This is a genomic window from Intrasporangium sp. (assembly GCF_030452765.1).
In the GTDB taxonomy this organism is placed as follows: Bacteria; Actinomycetota; Actinomycetes; order Actinomycetales; family Dermatophilaceae; genus Intrasporangium_A.
In genome coordinates this window covers 26,197-43,842 of sequence record NZ_JAKDLO010000012.1, presented here as the reverse complement: position 1 = coordinate 43,842, position 17,646 = coordinate 26,197, and the positions used below count along the sequence as shown (strand labels likewise).

17 protein-coding genes are annotated in these 17,646 nt (G+C 70.5%); 6 read left to right on the top strand and 11 right to left on the bottom strand.

Annotation, left to right across the window (positions count from 1 at the left end):
* The 6 genes from L0H79_RS02965 to L0H79_RS02940 form a co-directional block, all read right to left on the bottom strand.
* A partial coding sequence (locus L0H79_RS02965; protein ID WP_301483055.1) for a DEAD/DEAH box helicase occupies positions 1-759 on the bottom strand: 759 nt, incomplete at its 3' end.
* Positions 759-1,709, bottom strand: a complete 951-nt coding sequence (locus tag L0H79_RS02960; RefSeq protein ID WP_301483054.1) for a diacylglycerol kinase family protein — start codon at positions 1,707-1,709, stop codon at positions 759-761. The genes L0H79_RS02960 and L0H79_RS02965, both read right to left, overlap by 1 nt.
* A 9-nt stretch (positions 1,710-1,718) precedes the next feature.
* The gene (tatC, locus tag L0H79_RS02955; protein WP_367652425.1) at positions 1,719-2,540 is read right to left on the bottom strand and encodes a twin-arginine translocase subunit TatC; all 822 of its coding nucleotides are present in this window, start codon (positions 2,538-2,540) and stop codon (positions 1,719-1,721) included.
* Positions 2,541-2,570: 30 nt separating this feature from the next.
* On the bottom strand, positions 2,571-2,867 hold the full coding sequence (gene tatA, locus L0H79_RS02950; RefSeq protein WP_301483053.1) for a Sec-independent protein translocase subunit TatA: 297 nt from the start codon (positions 2,865-2,867) through the stop codon (positions 2,571-2,573).
* Positions 2,868-2,967: 100 nt separating this feature from the next.
* Positions 2,968-3,981 (bottom strand): YafY family protein, encoded by a 1,014-nt coding sequence (locus L0H79_RS02945; RefSeq protein ID WP_301483052.1) that lies wholly within the window; start codon positions 3,979-3,981, stop codon positions 2,968-2,970.
* The gene (locus L0H79_RS02940; protein ID WP_301483051.1) at positions 3,978-4,976 is read right to left on the bottom strand and encodes a YafY family protein; all 999 of its coding nucleotides are present in this window, start codon (positions 4,974-4,976) and stop codon (positions 3,978-3,980) included. The genes L0H79_RS02945 and L0H79_RS02940 overlap by 4 nt, the downstream gene beginning before the upstream one ends.
* Positions 4,977-5,009: 33 nt before the next feature.
* Between L0H79_RS02940 and L0H79_RS02935 the strand changes: the two genes are divergently transcribed.
* Positions 5,010-6,107, top strand: a complete 1,098-nt coding sequence (locus L0H79_RS02935; protein ID WP_301483050.1) for a DUF3866 family protein — start codon at positions 5,010-5,012, stop codon at positions 6,105-6,107.
* Between the two features lie 29 nt (positions 6,108-6,136).
* Here the strand turns inward: L0H79_RS02935 and L0H79_RS02930 are convergent, their stop codons facing one another.
* Together L0H79_RS02930 and pafA are read right to left on the bottom strand one after the other, a co-directional pair.
* A complete protein-coding gene (locus L0H79_RS02930; RefSeq protein ID WP_301483049.1) occupies positions 6,137-7,150 on the bottom strand; it encodes an FKBP-type peptidyl-prolyl cis-trans isomerase in 1,014 nt (337 codons plus the stop codon).
* 91 nt (positions 7,151-7,241) lie between these two features.
* Positions 7,242-8,636: a Pup--protein ligase gene (gene pafA, locus L0H79_RS02925; RefSeq protein WP_301483048.1), complete on the bottom strand. Its 1,395-nt coding sequence runs from the start codon at positions 8,634-8,636 to the stop codon at positions 7,242-7,244.
* Between the two features lie 80 nt (positions 8,637-8,716).
* Here pafA and L0H79_RS02920 point away from each other — a divergent pair, with 80 nt between their 5' ends.
* Entirely contained in the window at positions 8,717-9,718 is a 1,002-nt protein-coding gene (locus L0H79_RS02920) for an NAD-dependent epimerase/dehydratase family protein (RefSeq protein ID WP_301483047.1), read from the top strand.
* A gap of 65 nt (positions 9,719-9,783) precedes the next feature.
* On the opposite strand, the gene L0H79_RS02915 is transcribed toward L0H79_RS02920, so the two are convergent.
* From L0H79_RS02915 to L0H79_RS02905, 3 genes are all read right to left on the bottom strand, one after another.
* Positions 9,784-10,218: a GerMN domain-containing protein gene (locus L0H79_RS02915; RefSeq protein ID WP_301483046.1), complete on the bottom strand. Its 435-nt coding sequence runs from the start codon at positions 10,216-10,218 to the stop codon at positions 9,784-9,786.
* A gap of 157 nt (positions 10,219-10,375) precedes the next feature.
* Positions 10,376-11,758 (bottom strand): HAMP domain-containing sensor histidine kinase, encoded by a 1,383-nt coding sequence (locus L0H79_RS02910; RefSeq protein WP_301483045.1) that lies wholly within the window; start codon positions 11,756-11,758, stop codon positions 10,376-10,378.
* Complete coding sequence (locus L0H79_RS02905; protein ID WP_301483044.1) at positions 11,759-12,442, bottom strand: response regulator transcription factor; 684 nt, start codon at positions 12,440-12,442, stop codon at positions 11,759-11,761.
* Between the two features lie 237 nt (positions 12,443-12,679).
* On the opposite strand from L0H79_RS02905, the gene L0H79_RS02900 reads away from it, so the two are divergent.
* From L0H79_RS02900 to L0H79_RS02885, 4 genes are read left to right on the top strand one after another with little or no spacing between them, the layout of a single operon-like run.
* Positions 12,680-14,494, top strand: coding sequence for an ABC transporter substrate-binding protein (locus tag L0H79_RS02900; RefSeq protein WP_301483043.1), 1,815 nt, complete (start codon positions 12,680-12,682; stop codon positions 14,492-14,494).
* Between the two features lie 20 nt (positions 14,495-14,514).
* Positions 14,515-15,564 (top strand): ABC transporter ATP-binding protein, encoded by a 1,050-nt coding sequence (locus L0H79_RS02895; RefSeq protein ID WP_301483042.1) that lies wholly within the window; start codon positions 14,515-14,517, stop codon positions 15,562-15,564.
* Complete coding sequence (locus L0H79_RS02890) at positions 15,561-16,649, top strand: ABC transporter ATP-binding protein (protein ID WP_301483041.1); 1,089 nt, start codon at positions 15,561-15,563, stop codon at positions 16,647-16,649. The genes L0H79_RS02895 and L0H79_RS02890 overlap by 4 nt, the downstream gene beginning before the upstream one ends.
* Before the next feature lie 5 nt (positions 16,650-16,654).
* Positions 16,655-17,638 (top strand): ABC transporter permease, encoded by a 984-nt coding sequence (locus tag L0H79_RS02885; protein ID WP_301483040.1) that lies wholly within the window; start codon positions 16,655-16,657, stop codon positions 17,636-17,638.
* Positions 17,639-17,646: the final 8 nt, after the last annotated feature.

The window sequence follows — 17,646 nt, the reverse complement described above, 5'->3', positions numbered from 1 at the left end:
ACGGCCTCGTCGCGGTGGCCCGGTCGTCCGGTGCGACTCCCAGCCGCCGCGGCCCTCGGCGGCCCGGATGCTCCGGAGCACGTCGGGGTTGACCCGTACGTGACCGCCCTCAGCGCTCGCCTCCTCGACGAAGAGGTCGAACAGCGTCTGGCCGACCATCAGGTGCTGCCACAGCGGCACCGGGCGGTGTTCGGAGACGACGACCTGCATCTCACCGCGAACCTGCCCGAGCCAGGCTCCGAACTCCTCGGCGTTCGAGACGGTGGCCGACAGGGACACGACCCGTACGTCCAGGGGCAGGTGGATGATCACCTCCTCCCACACCGCGCCGCGGAACCGGTCCGCCAGGTAGTGCACCTCGTCCATCACGACCCAGCCCAGCCCCTTCAGGGTGCTCGAGCCGGCGTACATCATGTTGCGCAGCACCTCGGTGGTCATGACGACGACCGGCGCCTCGCCGTTGACCGATGCGTCGCCGGTGAGCAGCCCGACCCGGTCCGGTCCGTAGCGCCGCACCAGATCGGCGTACTTCTGGTTCGACAGCGCCTTGATCGGCGTCGTGTAGAACGCCTTGCGGCCGCGCTGCAGGGCCAGGTCGACGGCGAACTCGCCGACCACCGTTTTGCCCGCACCGGTGGGGGCTGCGACGAGCACACCCTGGCCGTCCTCGACGGCACGGCACGCCTCGACCTGGAAGTCGTCGAGCGGGAAGTCGAGCCCGGTGGCGAACTCGGCGAGGCGGGGCCAGACGGACGGCATCATCGTGGTCCTCCCGAGGGCTGCGGTGCAAGGACGGTCAGCGCCCCGGGCACGTTCTCGACCTCCAGCGGCAACGGCTCGAACGGCTCGCCGTCGGCCTGGGACGGGACCCCGACCGCCTCGAGACGCACCCGTGCGGCCCGCCGGATCTCCACGCGCGGGTGGCCGACGTGACGCCCCGAGTAGACGGTGGGGAACACCCGCAGGAACTCGAGGGTCGGAATGTCATGGAGGATGAGCACGTCGAAGAGGCCGTCGGTCGGGTCGGCGTCGGGGCAGATCCGCATCCCCCCGCCGAAGGAGCCGGTGTTCGCGACCGCGACGAGCATGGCGCGGGTCTGGATGCGCTCTCCGTCGCACTCGACGACATACGGGATGGGCCGGAAGAACGGCAGCTCGCGCAGGATCGCGAGGTTGTAGCGCAGCTGCCCGCGGGGCCAGCGCATCCGCTCGGCCCGTGCCGCGACGACGGCGTCGAACCCTGCCCCGAGCACCCCACCGAACCACCGCTTGCCACCCGCGACGGCCACCCGGCCGGCATCCACCCGGCGGGTGTGGCCGTGGCGGACGATTCGCACGGCGGCGTCGGGGTCGCGCACCGGCAGTCCCAGGTTGCGGGCGAAGTCGTTGCCCGTGCCGGCCGCGACGATACCCAGGTGCACGGCTCGACCGGCCGTCAGGTTGATGCCGAAGTGCGCCATGCCGTCGCCGCCGACCACGCAGAGCGTGTCGGCGCCCGCCTCGATGGCGGCCTCGGCGCGTGCCCGCGCCGTGGCGACGGAGTCAGCGCTCGCATCCGTGACGCGAGCGCCCGCCTCCCGCAGCAGCTCGAGCACGCGCAAGCCGACCGACCGGCCGGCGCCCTTGCCGGACGTCGGGTTGACGACGACGGCGACGTGTTGGGCCGCCGGCCCGACGCCGTCGGGCGGCGCGGGCGCTTCCTCGGACACAGCCGAACGCTACAGGGCGGACGCCTGGTCGTCCGGCACGTCGAGCCAGTCGGGCTGGTTCCGCTCCCGCCGTCGGTCGAAGAAGAAGGCGAGCCCGACGGAGCCGAAGAAGAGGATCACCATGGGCATCGCGAGCACGACCATCGTGTACGCGTCCGGCGTGGGGGTCATGACCGCCGCGAAGACGAAGATGACCATGACCGCAGGGCGCCACGCCTTGAGCATGGTGCGAGCGGGCAGGACGCCGGCCAGGTTGAGCGCGACGAGGAAGACCGGCAGCAAGAACGCGAAGCCGAACGCCAGGATGAACTTGAGCACGAAGTTGAGGTAGGCCGTACCCTCCTGCAGGTTGTAGGCCCCGGTCGGGGTGAAGTCGAGCAGCACGCCGACGGCCTTGGGCACCATGACGAACGCGGCGTAGCACCCGGCGAGGAAGAGCGGGACGGCGGCGAGGGCGAACAGGCGCGCGATGCGCTTCTCCTTCTTCGTCAGGCCGGGGACGATGAAGCCCCAGATCTGCAGCAGCCAGACGGGCGAGGTGAGGATGACGCCGACGAAGAGCGAGACGGTGATCTTCGTCGCGAAGGGGTCCGTCATCCCGCCGAAGTTGATGTTGACCAGACCCGCATCGCCGCGCTCGGCCGCGACGTCCTTGAGCGGCTTGAGCAGCCGCCCGATGATCGCGTCGTAGTAGATCCACCCGAGCACCGCACCGGCGAGGATCGCCCCGCCCGCGATCATGATGCGGTTGCGCAGCTCCCGGAGGTGCTGGGCGAGGGACATCCGCCCCTCGGGGTTGCGTTTTCGCAGCACGGACGGCCTTCGGCTCACGAGGCGGACGGGGAAGGTATGCCGCTCAGCTCAGAGGGTCGTGTCCCTGCGCAGCCGCTCCGCTTCGGTACGCGCCTCCGCCGCCTTGCGCTCCGCCTCGGCCGCGCGCTCCTCGGCTGCCTGCCGCTCGGCGTCCTTGGAGACGACATCGCCCTTGAGCGTCGTCTGCGAGGCGGCGCCGTCCTTCTTCATCTCCTCGACCTCGGACTTGAAGACACGCGCGGAGCGACCGACGCTGCGCGCCATGTCGGGCAGCTTCTTCCACCCGAACAGGGCGATGATGATGATGGCGATGATGATGAGCTCTGGGGCTCCCAGGCCGGCCATGGTCGACTCCTCAGACGTGCGGACCCGGCAGTGCGCCGGGGCAAAGCGTGGCTGCGTCTGCCAGTGTACGTGCCAGAACCGAGGACGGTGACTGGCGGGCTCAGGCCCGGTCGCGCACGCGATCGCGACCGTCAGCGCCGGCGGAGCCGTCGTAGGCGTCCAGGGCGGCGCGTGCCTCGGCCGCGATCCGTCGAGCCAGCTCGGTGGGCTCGAGCACGTGTGCGGAGCCGCCGAGCTGGAGCATGAGGCGGCGCACCAGGGCGGGTTCGGCGACCCTCATCGTCACGAGCACCGACCCGTCGCTGCGGCGGCGCACCGACTCGGTCGGGTAGTAGTCGCCGATCCAGGCGGTGTCCCGGTCGGCCTCGATGACGACGAGCAGGTCGCCGTCCCCGGCCACGAAGACGTCCCGGTCGGCGTCCAGGTCGCGCGGCCGTGCCTGCTTCGGTGGGGTGCCGTCGGTGGGCAGGACGGTAGCCGCCTCGATGCGGTCGAGTCGGAAGAGCCGAACCCCGTCGGCGCGGTGGCACCATCCCTCCAGGTACCAGTGCCCGTCGAGGTTGAGCACGCGCATCGGGTCGACGTCGCGCTCGGTCGCCTCGTCCCGGGAGGGGACCCAGTAGGTCAGGTGGAGCCGCCGGTGGCCCGTGAGCCCCGCTCGGATCGGCTCCATCGCGGCATGCTGCCGTCCGTCGTCGATCTCGAGGTCGAGCGCGGGCGCGTCGAGCTCTGCGCTCGCGCTGCGCAGCTTGGCCAGGGTGCGTTCGACGACGTCGGGGTCGACGAGCGAGGGGACGAGCGCGTGCAGGCCCGCCGTGAGGGTGACGGCCTCGTCGCGGGTCAGCCGCATGGGCGCGGCGATGTCGTCGGCGTTGGACAGGTAGATGTGACCGTCGTCCCACTGCGCGTCGATGAGCTCGGCATGGGTGCCCCCGGGCGTGCCGCACACGAACAGCAGGCTGAGGTCCTCGTCGACCTGCTTCTCGGTGACACCGAACTCGAGCGCCGCAGCGGCGATCGACACCCCGGGGTGCGCCAGCAGCCAGGGCACCATCGACAGGAGTCGCTGGAGCCGTCGGGTCGCGGTCTCCGGGACCGGTCGTCCGGTGGTCATCGCGCCACCTCGGTGTGGGTCCCCGAGTGGGCACGTGCCGCACCGTCGAGCGCGGCCCGCACCGCCGCGACGAGATCATCGGGGCTCATCGCCACGGCCGCCGCACCGAGTGCCGCGACGTCGTGCTCGGTCCGGCCGCGCGCCCAGGGCACCTCGAGCTCGATCCAGCCCTCGCCCACCGGGGCCTCCCGCAGCGCTCGTCGGCGCAGGCTGTGTCCGGTGCCGCGGCGCACCCGGATGACGGCCGTGCCCGCTTCCTCCTCGGACTCCCCACCCCGCAGGTCGACCTCGACGCCGGCACCGGGCGGCACCTGGTAGGAACCGGCCTTGCCCTTCTTGCGCACCGGCCCCACGACGCGGCCCAGACGGAACGCGCGCTGCTCGCCCCGGTCGAGGTCGTACGCGGCGAGGTACCACCGCCCGTGCCAGCTCTTCAGGGCCCACGGGCGTACGTGGCGGGTCGTGACGGTGCCGTCGGCGCGCCGGTAGTCGAAGACGATGGGCTGGCGCGCGAGCAGCGCCGCGTGCACGGGATCGAAGGCCGGTTCCTTCGTGCGGATCCGCGGCTCCACCCCTGCCGGGATCGCCTCGTCGAGCTCGACGCCGCGAAGCCGCAGCTTGCGCAGGGCCGCCGCCGCGGACCCGCTGATGCTGGCCCCCGCCCAGGCGCGGGCCGCCAGGGCGAGGGCCACGCGCTCGTCCGGTTCGAAGGAGATCGCCGGCAGGCTCGTCTCCGACGAGTCGATCCGGTAGCCGACCTCGTCGTCGAAGAACGGGTCGAGGACCGTGGCGTGGACCTGGATGCCGAGCTCGCGCAGGTCGTCCTTGTCACGTTCGAACATCCGGTCGAAGGCCTCGGTGGACGCGGCCGCTCGGTAGTCGTCGATCGACTCACGCAGGCGCTGCTTCGACACGGGCCGCCGGGCCGACTTGAGGGCGAGGACGAGGTTGAGCAGTCGCTCGGTCTTCCCGGCGGACGGCGACGCAGGGCTCATGCCGCCAACCTATCCGGTCGGTAGATTCACGGCATGATCCAGTGGCGTTCCGGTGTCGTCGTCGCGACCCGTTCCGGCTGGGCCGGCGCACGGGAGTATGCCGCCCAGCTCACCTCCGGGGAGACGGTCCGGGCGCTCGGCTACCTCGACGTCGTCGGTGAGCTCGCACCCGGCACCCGGGTGCTGCTCAACACGACGGCCCTCGAGCGCGGCCTCGGCACCGGGGGCGTTGCGATCGTCGTCGCCGCACCCGATGCCCTACCCGAGCCGATACCCGAGGTGGCTTCCGTCCGGGGCCATCTGGTCAAGGCGCGGTACACGCCGAGCCAGACGATGGTCCTCGGTGTCGACGAGCAGGACAGCGAGTACCACGGGATCCTGCGGGACGCCGACGACCTGGCCGGGCTGCCGGTCCTCGTCGCAGACCTCCATTCGGCGCTACCTGCGATCATCGCGGGTGCCCGCGCGAGCGACCCGGCCGTCCGGGTCGCCTACGTCATGACCGACGGCGGCGCCCTGCCCATCGACTTCTCTCGCACGGTCGCGGGCCTGCGCGAGGCCGGCTGGCTCGCCGCGTCGGTCACGGTCGGGCAGGCGCACGGCGGCGACCTCGAGGCGGTCAATGTCCACACCGGCCTGCTCGCGGCTCGTCACGTCGTCGGTGCCGACCTCGTCGTCGTCGCCCAGGGCCCGGGCAACCTCGGCACCGGCACCCGGTGGGGCTTCTCCGGCACCTCGGCCGGTGAGGCGGTCAACGCCGCCGGGGTGCTGCGCGGGCGCCCGGTCTGTGCCCTGCGCGTCTCGGAGGCCGACCGGCGCGAGCGGCACCGCGGACTCTCACACCACAGCTGCACGGCATACGGGCGGGTCGCGCTCGTCGCGGCGGACGTGGCGGTGCCGCTGCTGCCGGGGGCGTTCGGTCAGCTGGTCCGCGAGCAGGCTCACGCGCTCTGCGCGGGAACCGACGGGCGACTCACCGCTCATGAGCTCGCGTGTGACGGGCTCGAGCAGGCCCTGCGTGACGTGCCGGTGCCCCTGTCGACGATGGGGCGTGGCTACGACGCCGACCGGGCGAGCTTCCTCGCCTCCGCGGTCGCGGGCCGGTTCGCGGTGGGACTGCTGACCCGGTGAACCTTGCTTGCCGGGCGGTGGGCGCCGGCTCAGTAGGCGTCGAGGATGTCGACGACGAAGACGAGCGTGTCGGTGCCCGAGATCGTGTCACCCATGCCCTTGGCGCCGTAGCCGTCCGCCGGCGGGATGACGAGCAGCACGCGGCTCCCGACCTTCTTGCCGACCAGGGTCTTGTCCCAGCCCGGGATGACCTGGCCGACACCGATCGCGAAGTCGGCGAGCGCGCCCCGCTCCCATGACGAGTCGAAGACCTTCCCGTCCTTCCAGAGCACGCCGTGGTACTGGGCTGTGATCGTCTCGCCCTTCCGGACGACCGGGCCGGTGCCCTCGATGAGCGTGGCCTGCTCCGTCTTGGTCGGGGCGGCGCTCTTCGGGATGGTCACGGTGGGCGCCTTGGTCGGGCCGTCTGGGAAGGTCACCGTGGGCAGGCCGGCCGGGCTCGGCTGCTGCGTGCCGGTGACCTCGGTGAGGCCGGCGTGGACGTCCTTGATGTCGGCGACCACGACGATCGTGTCGGTCGGGCCGATACCGAGGTTCGCGTTGCCGGCGCTTCCGAAGCCCTCGCTCGGCGGGATCGTGAAGGCGACCCGCGCGCCCTGCTGCACGCCGGTCAGGCCCTTGGCGAAGCCCTTGATGAGGTCGGTGCGCCCGAGCCGGAACCCTTCGGCGGTGCGGCCCTTGTCGTAGCCGTTGTCGAGCAGCTTGCCGGTCGTTCCGTTGAAGATCTGGGCGCGCAGCATCACGGTGTCCTTGGCGGTCGACTCCTGGCCGCTGCCCTTGACGAGGACCTCGCTCGTGACGGCGCTCGTCGAGACGGGCTTCTTCGTGAACTTCACCTTGGGGGCGGTCGTGAAGTCGACCGGGCCGGTCGCGGTGACGGCCTCGATCCCGACGGCGCCGGGTAGCGGCGTCGACACCGCTGCCGTGCCGCCGTCGGTGGCCGCCCCGGTGGCACCGGGCGTCGGGCCGGACGAGCCACACGCGGCGAGCAGGGACAGGCCGAGCGCGGCGGCGATGGCCAGCGTTGGACGGGTGAGACGCACGAGGACCTCAGCGACGGTAGGGGACGAAGCGACGTCACTGTAACCCCCGAAGGTATGAAAGAGTTCCGCCCCCTCGGCCGGCACGGAACCGTCAGAGGGGTCGGTGCCGCGGCACCGAGGACCGTTCGATCGACTCCATGAGCCGCTCGACCCGCTCGTCGACGGCCCGGAACGGGTCCTTGCACAGGACCGTGCGCTGCGCCTGGTCGTTGAGCTTGAGGTGCACCCAGTCGACGGTGAAGTCGCGGCCGCGAGCCTGCGCGGCTCGGATGAAGTCGCCGCGCAGCTTGGCCCGCGTCGTCTGGGGCGGGCGCACCTTGGCCTCGAAGATCTCGATGTCGCTGGAGACGCGGGCCGCCCGGCCGTGCCGCTGGAGCAGGTTGAACAGCCCGCGGCGCCGGTCGATGTCGTGGTAGGCCAGGTCGATCTGCTGGACCCGCGGGTCGGACAGCTCGAGCCCGTGCTTGGCCCGGTAGCGCTCGATGAGCTGGTGCTTGATGACCCAGTCGATCTCGGTCGCGACGGCGTCGAGGTCGCCGGCCCCGATCGCGTCGAGCGCGCGGCCCCAGAGGTCGAGCACGTGTTTGACGTCGTCGCTGACGATGCCCTCGCGGTCGACGAACTCGCACGCCTTGTCGTGGTACTCGCGCTGCATGTCGAGCGCCGACAGCTCGCGGCCGTTCGCGAGCCGCACGGTGGCCCGGCCGGTGATGTCGTGGCTCATCGTCCGGATCGCGCGGATCGGGTTCTCCAGCGTGAGGTCGCGCATGACGACGCCCGCCTCGATCATCTGCAGGACGAGGTCGGCCGAGCCGACCTTGAGCAGGCTCGTCGTCTCGGACAGGTTGGAGTCGCCGACGATCACGTGCAGGCGCCGGTACCGCTCGGCGTCGGCATGCGGCTCGTCCCGCGTGTTGATGATGGGCCGGGACCGGGTCGTCGCCGACGACACGCCCTCCCAGATGTGGTCGGCGCGCTGGCTCACGGCGAAGGTCGCCCCGTGCGGCGTGGCGATCACCTTGCCCGCACCGCAGGTGATCTGGCGGCTGATCAGGAACGGGATGAACATGTCCGAGACGCGCTGGAAGTCGCCGGCTCGGCTGTAGAGGTAGTTCTCGTGGCAGCCGTAGGAGTTGCCGGCCGAGTCGGTGTTGTTCTTGAAGACGAAGATCTCGCCCTCGACCCCGTCGTCCTGAAGCCTCAGCTGGGCGTCCTCGACGAGCCCCTCGAGGATGCGCTCGCCCGCCTTGTCCTGGATGACGAGCTCACGCACCGAGTCGCACTCGGCCGTGGCGTACTCGGGGTGCGAGCCGACGTCGAGGTAGAGCCGGGCGCCGTTGCCGAGGAAGACGTTGCTCGACCGGCCCCACGCGACGACCTTGCGGAAGAGGTAGCGGGCCACCTCGTCGGGTGTGAGCCGGCGCTGCCCGCGAGTCGTGCACGTGACGCCGTACTCGTTCTCGATCCCGAAGATGCGCCGCTGCATGAATCCACTCTAGGTTGCCGGGCTTTCGCCCGCCGCGAACACGGGTTCCCCGGTACGGCCGGTCGTGGTCTCCTTGCGGCATGGCGCGCGTCCTCGTCCTTGGCGGAACCTCGTGGCTGGGTGGCGCGGTGGCGCGCGTCGCGGTGGACGATGGACATGACGTGACCTGCCTCGCGCGGGGGGTCAGCGGCTCGGTTCCGGACGGCGCCCGCCTGGTGCCCGGCGACCGTGACGACGTCGGGGTGTATGCCGCCGAGCTCGGCCCCGGCGAGTGGGACCTGGTCGTCGACCTGGCTCGAGCGCCGGTCCACGCCCGGGGCGCCGTCCAGGCGCTGGCGGACGCGGCCAGTCGGTGGGTGCTCGTCAGCTCGATCTCGGCCTATGCCCGGCACGACGAGCCGGGTGCCGACGAGTCGGCGGGGCTGCTCCCCGCATTGCGAGCGGACATGGCCACACCCGAGGAGTACGGCGAGGGCAAGGTCGCCTGCGAGGTGGCCGTGCGCTCGGTGCGCGGGCCCGATGCCCTGATCGTGCGGGCCGGGCTCATCGTCGGGGCCGGCGACCGCAGCGACCGGTTCGGCTACTGGCCGGGCCGGTTCGCCCTCGCGGCCCGGGACGGCGGGCCGGTCCTCGTCCCCGCGCGCCGGGACCGACCGGTCCAGTGGGTGCACGTCGGAGACCTGGCGAGCTGGGTCGTCTCTGCGGGGCTGCGGGGCATCACCGGAGCTCGCAACGCTCTCGGCCCCACCATCCCGCTGAGTGACGTGCTCGACGCCTGCGCGGCAGTCGCCGGGTTCACCGGAGAGCTGGTTCCGGTCTCCGACGACGCGCTCCGGTCGGCAGGCGTGGAGGAGTTCATGGGTCCGCACTCGCTGCCCCTGTGGCTGGCCGATCCCGAGTGGTGCGCCTTCATGGACCGGAGCGGGGTCGCTGCCGTGCGCGACGGGCTCATCCATCGGCCCCTCAGCGACGTGGTCGAGGACGCGGCAGCCTGGGAGGCGCAGCTGGGCCTGGACCGGGCGCGCGGCGGTGCCGGCCTGGACCGGGCGGAGGAACTCGCGATCGTCGCCCGGCTGCGCTGACGTGACCTGACAGGGCGACGGCTGCTCGGCGGGGCTCGCTTACGACAGGCTCGTTCGATACGGGATCATTCGATACGCGGAGCGAGCACGCCATAGTCCTCGCGCGTCACCGGCCGGTTCTGCAGCTGACCGCTCGCGTCCGGGACGGCCACGGGCCGGCCGTCCTCGACGAGCTGGACCCCCGTGGCGAGGGTGTCGGCGGTGATGGTGAAGACGATCTGCCCGAGCGCGTTGATCTGCTCCTGGACCGGGAGCCGGTCGAAGCCCGCCGGCACCTCGACCTGGGCGATGTCACCACGCGCCATCAGCCCGCGCATCGGCTGGATCGACGTGGGCAGGGCCGTGCGCAGGCCTTGGGCCTGCTCGTCCGGCGACAACGGCGCCGAGAGCGCCGAGAGGGTGGGCTGCAGGCCGGGACCGGGCAGCACCGTGCGGGTCACGCGGAACAAGTACGACCCCTGGAGCAGGTAGACCTGCACGCTGAGGGGCACCCCGGACATGACGGTGGACGGTACGGGGACCGCCTTCTGGGGCTGGACGCTGACGATGACCGGGCGGTCCTGTGGACCGATGCCACAGTCTGCGAGCAGAAGCAGGTACAGGCCGCACGCGAGAAGGGCCCGGAGGAGGTGTCGAGGGCGGCCGGTGCGGCCCGCTTCAGGGGCGCGTGATGGGCAACGTGATGACAAACCGCGCACCTCCCCCCGGCCGGTCCTCGACGTGCACGGTGCCGCCGTGGGCCGCGACGTGGCGGCGCACGATGGCCAGGCCCAGGCCCACGCCCTCGCTGCTCGCGCGGCCGCCGCGAGCGAACCGGTCGAACACGAGCGGGCGGTGCTCGTCGGCTACCCCCGGGCCGCCGTCGTCGACCCGGACCAGGACGTCGTGCTCCTCCCGGGTCACGGTCACCCCGAGGCAGCCACCGCCGTGCGACTCGGCGTTGCCGACGAGGTTGACGATCGCGCGTTCGAGCCGCCGTTTGTCGACCGGGAGGCTCAGACCTCGTGCGCTGTCGTCGATCGTGGTGACACGGCGGCCCGCGGCGGTGTCCGCAGCGATCCGGACGAGCTCGCCGATCGCGGTGGGTGCCAGCACGAGCTGCTCGCCCGCGTCGTGGCGCGAGATCTCGAGCAGGTCGACGACCAGCGTCCGGAACCGCTGCAGGTCGCCCGAGAGCAGGTCAAGGGGCTCCCGGAGCTCGAGCGGCAGGCTGTTCTCCCGGTTCTTGATCACCTGCAGGGAGTTGAGCATCGTCGTCAGCGGCGTACGCAGCTCGTGGCCGACGTCGACGGCGAACCGGGAGTCGGCGATCACCCGATGCTCCAGCTCTCCGACGGTGCGGTTGAAGGAGGTGGCCAGAGGTGCGAGGTCGGGGTCGTCGCCGATCGGCAGGCGTGCATCGAGCCGCCCAGAGGCGACGGCGGCGGCGACCGTGTTGAGCCCGTTGAGGGGTCGGAGCGCGATGCCGCTGGCGACCCGGCCGAAGGCCGCACCGAGCAGGGTCGTGGCTGCGGCCGCCCCGGTCAGCACCCACGAGAGCGCACGCAGTGTCGTCTCGGTCTCGCCCATCGGGAAGACCTCGAAGAAGGCGTCGTCGCTCTGGGCGAGCGGGATGCCGACGGCCAGGTAGAGGCCACCCTCGAGGCGGATCCGCTGGGTCGCGGTCTCCCCGGCGATGGCCTCGGCGATGAGCTCGTTCGGCAGCGTCACGGGCTGGACGCGTGGGGAGGTCGCGTACCAGCGTCCCGCGACGACCGCGGTGGCACCGATCGACCCGTTGGTGGGCAGGCCGTTGAGCAGCAGGGCCACGGTGTCCTTGCGCTGGACGATGCCCTGCGCGAGGAGCGACCGGTGCAGGTCGGCCTGGGCGAGGGCGGCCGACTGTTGTTCGTTCACGAGGTACCGCGACACGACGCCCCAGGCGACGATCGACAGGAGCGCGGACAGCGCGAGGGCGAGCAGGCCGAAGGCCACCGACACCCGTTGTCTCAGGCCGAGCCGCCGACGGCTCGGGCGCAGCCGACGCTCCCTGCGCCGCACCTATCCCACCAGCCGGTAACCGAGGCCCCGGGCGGTCACGACATGCCGCGGGTTGGCGGGGTCTCGCTCCACCTTGACCCGTAGCCGGCGGATGTGGACGTCGACGATGCGGCTGTCGCCGAAGTAGTCGTAGCCCCAGACCCTGTCCAACAGGTGCTCCCGGCTGCAGATCCCGCCGTCCGCGGCGGCGAGCTCGGCCAGCAGGCGGAACTCTGTCCGGGTCAGCCCGAGCTCCTCGTCGTCGCGCCGCACGATGCCGTCGTCGAGGCCGATGCTGAGGTCGCCGAAGCTGACCCGCCTGGGGTGCTGGTCGACCGAGGGCTCCACCCGGCGCAGCAGCGCCCGGATCCGCGCGGCGAGCTCCTTGGAGACCAGCGGTTTGGTGACGTAGTCGTCTGCACCCGCCTCGAGGCCGGCGACGACGTCGTGGCTGTCCGTGCGGGCGGTCACCATGATGACCGGCACGTCGCTGTCCCGGCGGATCTCGCGGCAAACGGCGAAGCCGTCGTGGTCCGGGAGCATGACGTCGAGCAGCACGACGTCCGGGGTTTGCTCGCGCATCGCGGCAAGGCACTGGGCGCCGTCCGCGGCCTCGGTGACGTGGAACCCCTCGTCCTCCAAGGCCATCCGCAGGGCGCGTCGCACCCGGGAGTCGTCCTCGACGAGAAGCAGCTGGCGGGTCACACCCACATTCTGCCTCGCCGCATGGGCTGCAGCGGTGTGACCGCTGGACCTCGTCATCGTCATCGGAATGTCACATCCGGGTCTCCTTCATGACGTGGGCATGACAGTCCTGTGACACCTGGTCGCGACTGGGTACCGGGGGCTGCACCACGTGCCTAGCGTGACAGCGCCAGGGCCAAGCACCGGTCACCCCGGTTCAAGGCCGGTCCACGAGACGTGGTCTCGAAGGAGAGTGAGATGACAAGCAGGACGAAACGGGTCGCGCTCGTCGCAGCCGTCTCGACGCTGAGCATGATCGGCTTGGCGGCGTGCGGTGGGTCGAGCACACCGAGCCCCGGCTCGACCGGCGGAGGCGGCAACGCCGCGCAGCCGGTCAAGGGCGGCACCCTCAACATGCTGGGCTCGGGCGACGTCGACCAGATGGACCCCAACATCAGCTACTACAGCATCGGCTACCTCGCCCTGCGCATCTGGAGCCGACAGCTGTTCTCGTATCCCGCCATCGAGGGCAAGACCATGAAGGCTGCCCCGGACATCTCCCAGTCGATGCCCACCCCGGGCAACGGCATCAGCGAGGACGGGCTGACCTACACCATCAAGCTCCGCGACGGGGTCAAGTGGGACACCAACCCGGCCCGCCAGGTCACCGCCGCCGACTTCGTGCGCGGCATCAAGCGCACCTGCAACCCGGTCCAGCCGTTCGGCGGCCTGCCCGACTACGTGACCCTCATCAAGGGAATGAGCCAGTTCTGCGACAACTTCGCCAAGATCAAGGACAAGACGGCGAAGGGCCTCGCCGACTACATGAAGGACACCGACCTGCCGGGCGTCGTCGCCAAGGACGACCTCACCCTCCAGTTCACGCTGAACCACCCGGCGAGCTACTTCACCGACATGCTGACGATGCCGGCCTTCTCCGCCGCCCCGGAGGAGTACAACAAGTACCTGCCGGGTAGTGCGGAGCTTGCCCAGCACACGATCTCGGACGGCCCGTACAAGGTCGACAGCTACACGCCGACGAAGAAGATCCAGTTCTCGCGCAACCCGGCGTGGGACGGCGCGAGCGACCCGATCCACAAGGCGTACGTCGACAAGATCGTGATCAACGAGACGGTCACCCAGGACTCGACCCAGCAGCAGCTGCAGACCGGCAGCGCGAGTGCGGACATGGAGTTCGACAACTTCCCACCGGCGTCCCAGCTGCCGGCGCTCATCGCCAAGAAGGACCCGAACCTCAACATCGGTGTCACCGCCTCGAGCAACCCGTACATCGTCTTCAACACAGCCTCGCCGAACAACAACGGGGCACTGGGCAACGTCAAGGTGCGCCAGGCGCTCGAGTACGCGCTGAACCGCAACAACATCATCCAGGTCCTCGGTGGGCCGAACACCAACGACCCGCTGAGCCACGTGCTCCCGTCGAACATCGTCGGTGGCGAGCAGAACTTCGACCTCTACCCGTACGACGCGTCCAAGGCCAAGCAGATGCTCGCCGACGCCGGGTTCCCGAACGGGATCACCGTCAAGATCCTCTACCGGAACGCCTCTGAAGGCAGCACGAAGACCTACCAGACGGCCCAGCAGGACCTGTCCGATGCCGGCATCCACGTCACCGGCGTGCCCTCGCCGAACGCAGACTTCTACACGAAGTACCTGCAGGTGCCCTCGGTCGCCAAGCGAGGCGTCTGGGATCTGGCCGTGGCGGGGTGGGGTTCTGACTGGTACGGCAACGCAGCGCTGTCGTTCTTCAACCCGCTGTTCTCTGGTGAGCCGAGCTTCCCGCCGCAGGGCAGCAACTTCGGGCTCTACAACAACCCGGCGACGAACGACCTGATCAAGCAGGCGGCCAACGCCAAGACCGAGGACGAGGCTCGCACCCTGTGGGCCAAGGCCGACAAGCAGGTCATGTCGGACGCGCCGTTCTTCCCGATCACCCAGCCGAAGCAGGCCAACTACCACGCGAGCCAGGTCCACAACGCGATCTACGTGCCGATGTTCCAGAACTTCGACCCGACGAACGTCTGGCTGGACCCGGACAAGCAGGGCGGCTGACCGAAAGGAAGTGGCGCACGATGGCTCTCCTCGAGGTGCGAGACCTTCGGGTCGCCTTCAACACCCCTGACGGAGTCGTCCAGGCCGTGCGCGGACTCTCCTTCGATGTCGAGCGTGGCAGCACGCTCGCCATCGTCGGGGAGTCCGGCTCCGGCAAGAGCGTCTCGACTCAGACCATCACCGGGCTGACCCGGGGGGCCCGGATCTCCGGCTCCGCGACCTTCGACGGCATCGAGCTCATCGGTGCCTCGGCGAAGGTGCTCCGGGGGATCCGGGGCAAGCGGATCGGCATGATCTTCCAGGATCCGCTCTCGAGCCTGCACCCCTACTACCCGGTGGGCTGGCAGATCGTCGAGATGATCCGGGCGCACGACCACCATGTCTCCAAGGACGCCGCCCGCCAGCACGCGGCGCACCTGCTCTCGCTCGTGGGCATCCCCCGGGCCGAGAGCCGGATCGACGACTACCCCCACCAGTTCTCCGGCGGGATGCGCCAACGCGTCATGATCGCCATGGCGATGTCCCTCGAGCCGGACCTGCTCATCGCCGACGAACCCACCACCGCGCTCGACGTCACGGTGCAGGCCCAGGTCCTCGATGTCATGCGCAACCTGCAGGAGCAGTACGGCACCGCGATCATCCTGATCACCCACGATCTCGGCGTCGTCGCCGAGATGTCCGACGAGGTCGTCGTCATGTATGCCGGGGCCGTCATGGAGAAGGCGGCCCGGCGGACCATCTTCTACGACAACCACCATCCTTACACCGAGGGCCTGCTCGCTTCCTTGCCGGCCCAGGGCGACATCGGTGCGCGGCTGACCCCCATCGCCGGGGCGCCGCCGTCGCTCATCTCGCTGCCGCGCGGGTGCCCCTTCGCCCCCCGCTGTCGGTACGCCTTCGACCGGTGCTGGCAGGAGACCCCTCCACTGGCCGAGGTGTACGACGACCCGGACCACCTGTCGGCGTGCTGGCTCTCGAGCAACCGCGAGGTGCGCCACCTCGACCGGCAGCAGGCAGACGAGACCAACGCCACGTCCGCGGTCTCCGAGTCCGAGGAGTGGTCGGCATGAGCGACCCGCTGCTGCGCCTGCAGGACGTCGTCAAGACGTTCCCGGTCCACTCGACGAGCCTCTTCACCCGGGAGCGGCTCGTCGTGCATGCCGTCGACGGGGTCAGCCTCGAGGTCCAGCCCGGCGAGACGGTGGGCCTGGTCGGCGAGACCGGCTGCGGCAAGTCGACCCTGGCCCGGTGCATCGCCAGGCTCTACCCCCTCACCAGTGGCAACGTCTGGTTCGACGGCAAGGACATCAGCACCCTGTCCCGCAAGGACCTGCGGCCGGTGCGACGCGAGGTCCAGATGATCTTCCAGGACCCGTACGGCTCGCTCAACCCGCGAAGGCGGGTGGGTGCCATCATCGGCGACCCGTTCACGATCCACGGCGTCGGCTCCCGCAAGGAGATCAAGACCAAGGTCCAGGACCTCATGGAGCGGGTCGGGCTCAACCCCGAGCACTACAACCGCTTCCCGGCGGAGTTCTCCGGTGGCCAGCGCCAGCGCATCGGGGTCGCCCGGGCTCTGGCCCTGCAGCCCAAGCTCGTCATCTGCGACGAGCCGGTCTCGGCCCTCGACGTCTCGATCCAGGCACAGATCATCAACCTGCTGATCGACCTGCAGGACGACTTCGGCCTGACCTACCTGTTCATCTCGCACGACCTGTCGGTGGTGCGGCACGTCAGCGACCGCATTGCCGTCATGTACCTCGGCAAGATCGACGAGGTCGCCCCGGCGGAGGCCCTCTTCGAGACGACGCGGCATCCCTACAGCAAGGCCCTTCTCTCGGCGCTGCCGATCGCCGACCCGGACGTGACCGACAGCAAGGAGCGGATCGTCCTGACCGGTGACCTGCCCTCACCGGTGAGCCCCCCGAGCGGCTGCCGCTTCCACACCCGCTGCCCCAAGGCCCAACAGGACTGCGTGGTGACGGACCCGCCGCTCGAGCCGGTCCTCGGCGACCCCCCCGAGCACCGCACCGCCTGTCTGCACCCACTCGAGGTCGGTGAGGACCTCGCCCTGGCGGTGCCACACATCGACGACTCGGACATCGTTGCCGGCGGCACGACCACCGGCGGCGGTTCGCGGACCGAGAGGAGCTGAGCGCGATGGCCACTGAGCTGCCCGGCGAGACCCCCGGCACCGAGACGGATGTCGCGTCCGCCGACACGGAACAGGGCTCTGGCGGCCCGCCACCCAAGCGGATCGAGGGCCGCAGCCCGTGGCTGCTCGCCTGGCAGCGGCTCCGCCGCGACCGGGTGGCGATGATCTCCCTCGGTGTCATCGTGCTCATCCTCCTCATCGCGATCTTCGCCCCGCTCGCGACGACGATCACGGGCCATCCGGTCAACCAGCAGTACCGTGAGACGGGCCTCACCCCCGCGGGCCTGCCGATGGGCCCGTCGAGCCAGTTCTGGCTCGGCACCGACGATCTCGGCCGGGACCTGTTCGTCCGGATCGCCTACGGTGCCCGCATCTCCCTGCTCGTCGGCGTCGTCGCGACCGCCCTCACCGTCGTCATCGGCGTCGTCGTCGGCCTCGCATCCGGCTTCCTCGGCGGGGTTGTCGACACGCTCCTGGCTCGGCTGATCGACGTCATCCTGTCGATGCCGTTCCTGCTCGTGGCCGTGGCGCTCGTGTCGATCACCGGCCCCAGCCTGCTCGTCACGATCCTCGTCATCGGCTGCTTCAGCTGGGCCTCGGTCGCGAGGATCGTCCGCGGCCAGGTCCTCTCGCTGCGCGAGCGGGAGTTCGTCGAGGCGGCACGCTCACTCGGCGCGACGAACTCGCGGATCATGTTCGTCGACATCCTGCCGAACGTGCTGGCCCCGATCATCGTCTACGCCTCGCTGCTCATCCCGGTCGTCATCGTCGTCGAGGCGACGCTGTCGTTCCTCGGCCTCGGGCTGCCACCCCCCACGGCGGACTGGGGCGGCATGATCAGCACGTCGCAGAACTACTACACCGTCGCCTGGTGGTTCGTCGTCTTCCCCGGGGCCGCGCTGCTCATCACGACCCTTGCCTTCAACCTCTTCGGTGATGGTGTGCGGGACGCATTCGACCCGCGCAGCGACCGCCTCTTCGCGGAATAGGAGCTGGA

What these genes read in the sequence shown, in the direction of transcription:
- tatA (WP_301483053.1), bottom strand. Translation starts at nt 2,867, where the DNA reads ATGGCCGGCCTGGGAGCCCCAGAGCTCATCATCATCGCCATCATCATC.
- L0H79_RS02945 (WP_301483052.1), bottom strand. Translation starts at nt 3,981, where the DNA reads ATGACCACCGGACGACCGGTCCCGGAGACCGCGACCCGACGGCTCCAG.
- L0H79_RS02940 (WP_301483051.1), bottom strand. Translation starts at nt 4,976, where the DNA reads ATGAGCCCTGCGTCGCCGTCCGCCGGGAAGACCGAGCGACTGCTCAAC.
- L0H79_RS02935 (WP_301483050.1), top strand. Translation starts at nt 5,010, where the DNA reads ATGATCCAGTGGCGTTCCGGTGTCGTCGTCGCGACCCGTTCCGGCTGG.
- pafA (WP_301483048.1), bottom strand. Translation starts at nt 8,636, where the DNA reads ATGCAGCGGCGCATCTTCGGGATCGAGAACGAGTACGGCGTCACGTGC.
- L0H79_RS02920 (WP_301483047.1), top strand. Translation starts at nt 8,717, where the DNA reads ATGGCGCGCGTCCTCGTCCTTGGCGGAACCTCGTGGCTGGGTGGCGCG.
- L0H79_RS02915 (WP_301483046.1), bottom strand. Translation starts at nt 10,218, where the DNA reads ATGTCCGGGGTGCCCCTCAGCGTGCAGGTCTACCTGCTCCAGGGGTCG.
- L0H79_RS02900 (WP_301483043.1), top strand. Translation starts at nt 12,680, where the DNA reads ATGACAAGCAGGACGAAACGGGTCGCGCTCGTCGCAGCCGTCTCGACG.
- L0H79_RS02895 (WP_301483042.1), top strand. Translation starts at nt 14,515, where the DNA reads ATGGCTCTCCTCGAGGTGCGAGACCTTCGGGTCGCCTTCAACACCCCT.
- L0H79_RS02890 (WP_301483041.1), top strand. Translation starts at nt 15,561, where the DNA reads ATGAGCGACCCGCTGCTGCGCCTGCAGGACGTCGTCAAGACGTTCCCG.
- L0H79_RS02885 (WP_301483040.1), top strand. Translation starts at nt 16,655, where the DNA reads ATGGCCACTGAGCTGCCCGGCGAGACCCCCGGCACCGAGACGGATGTC.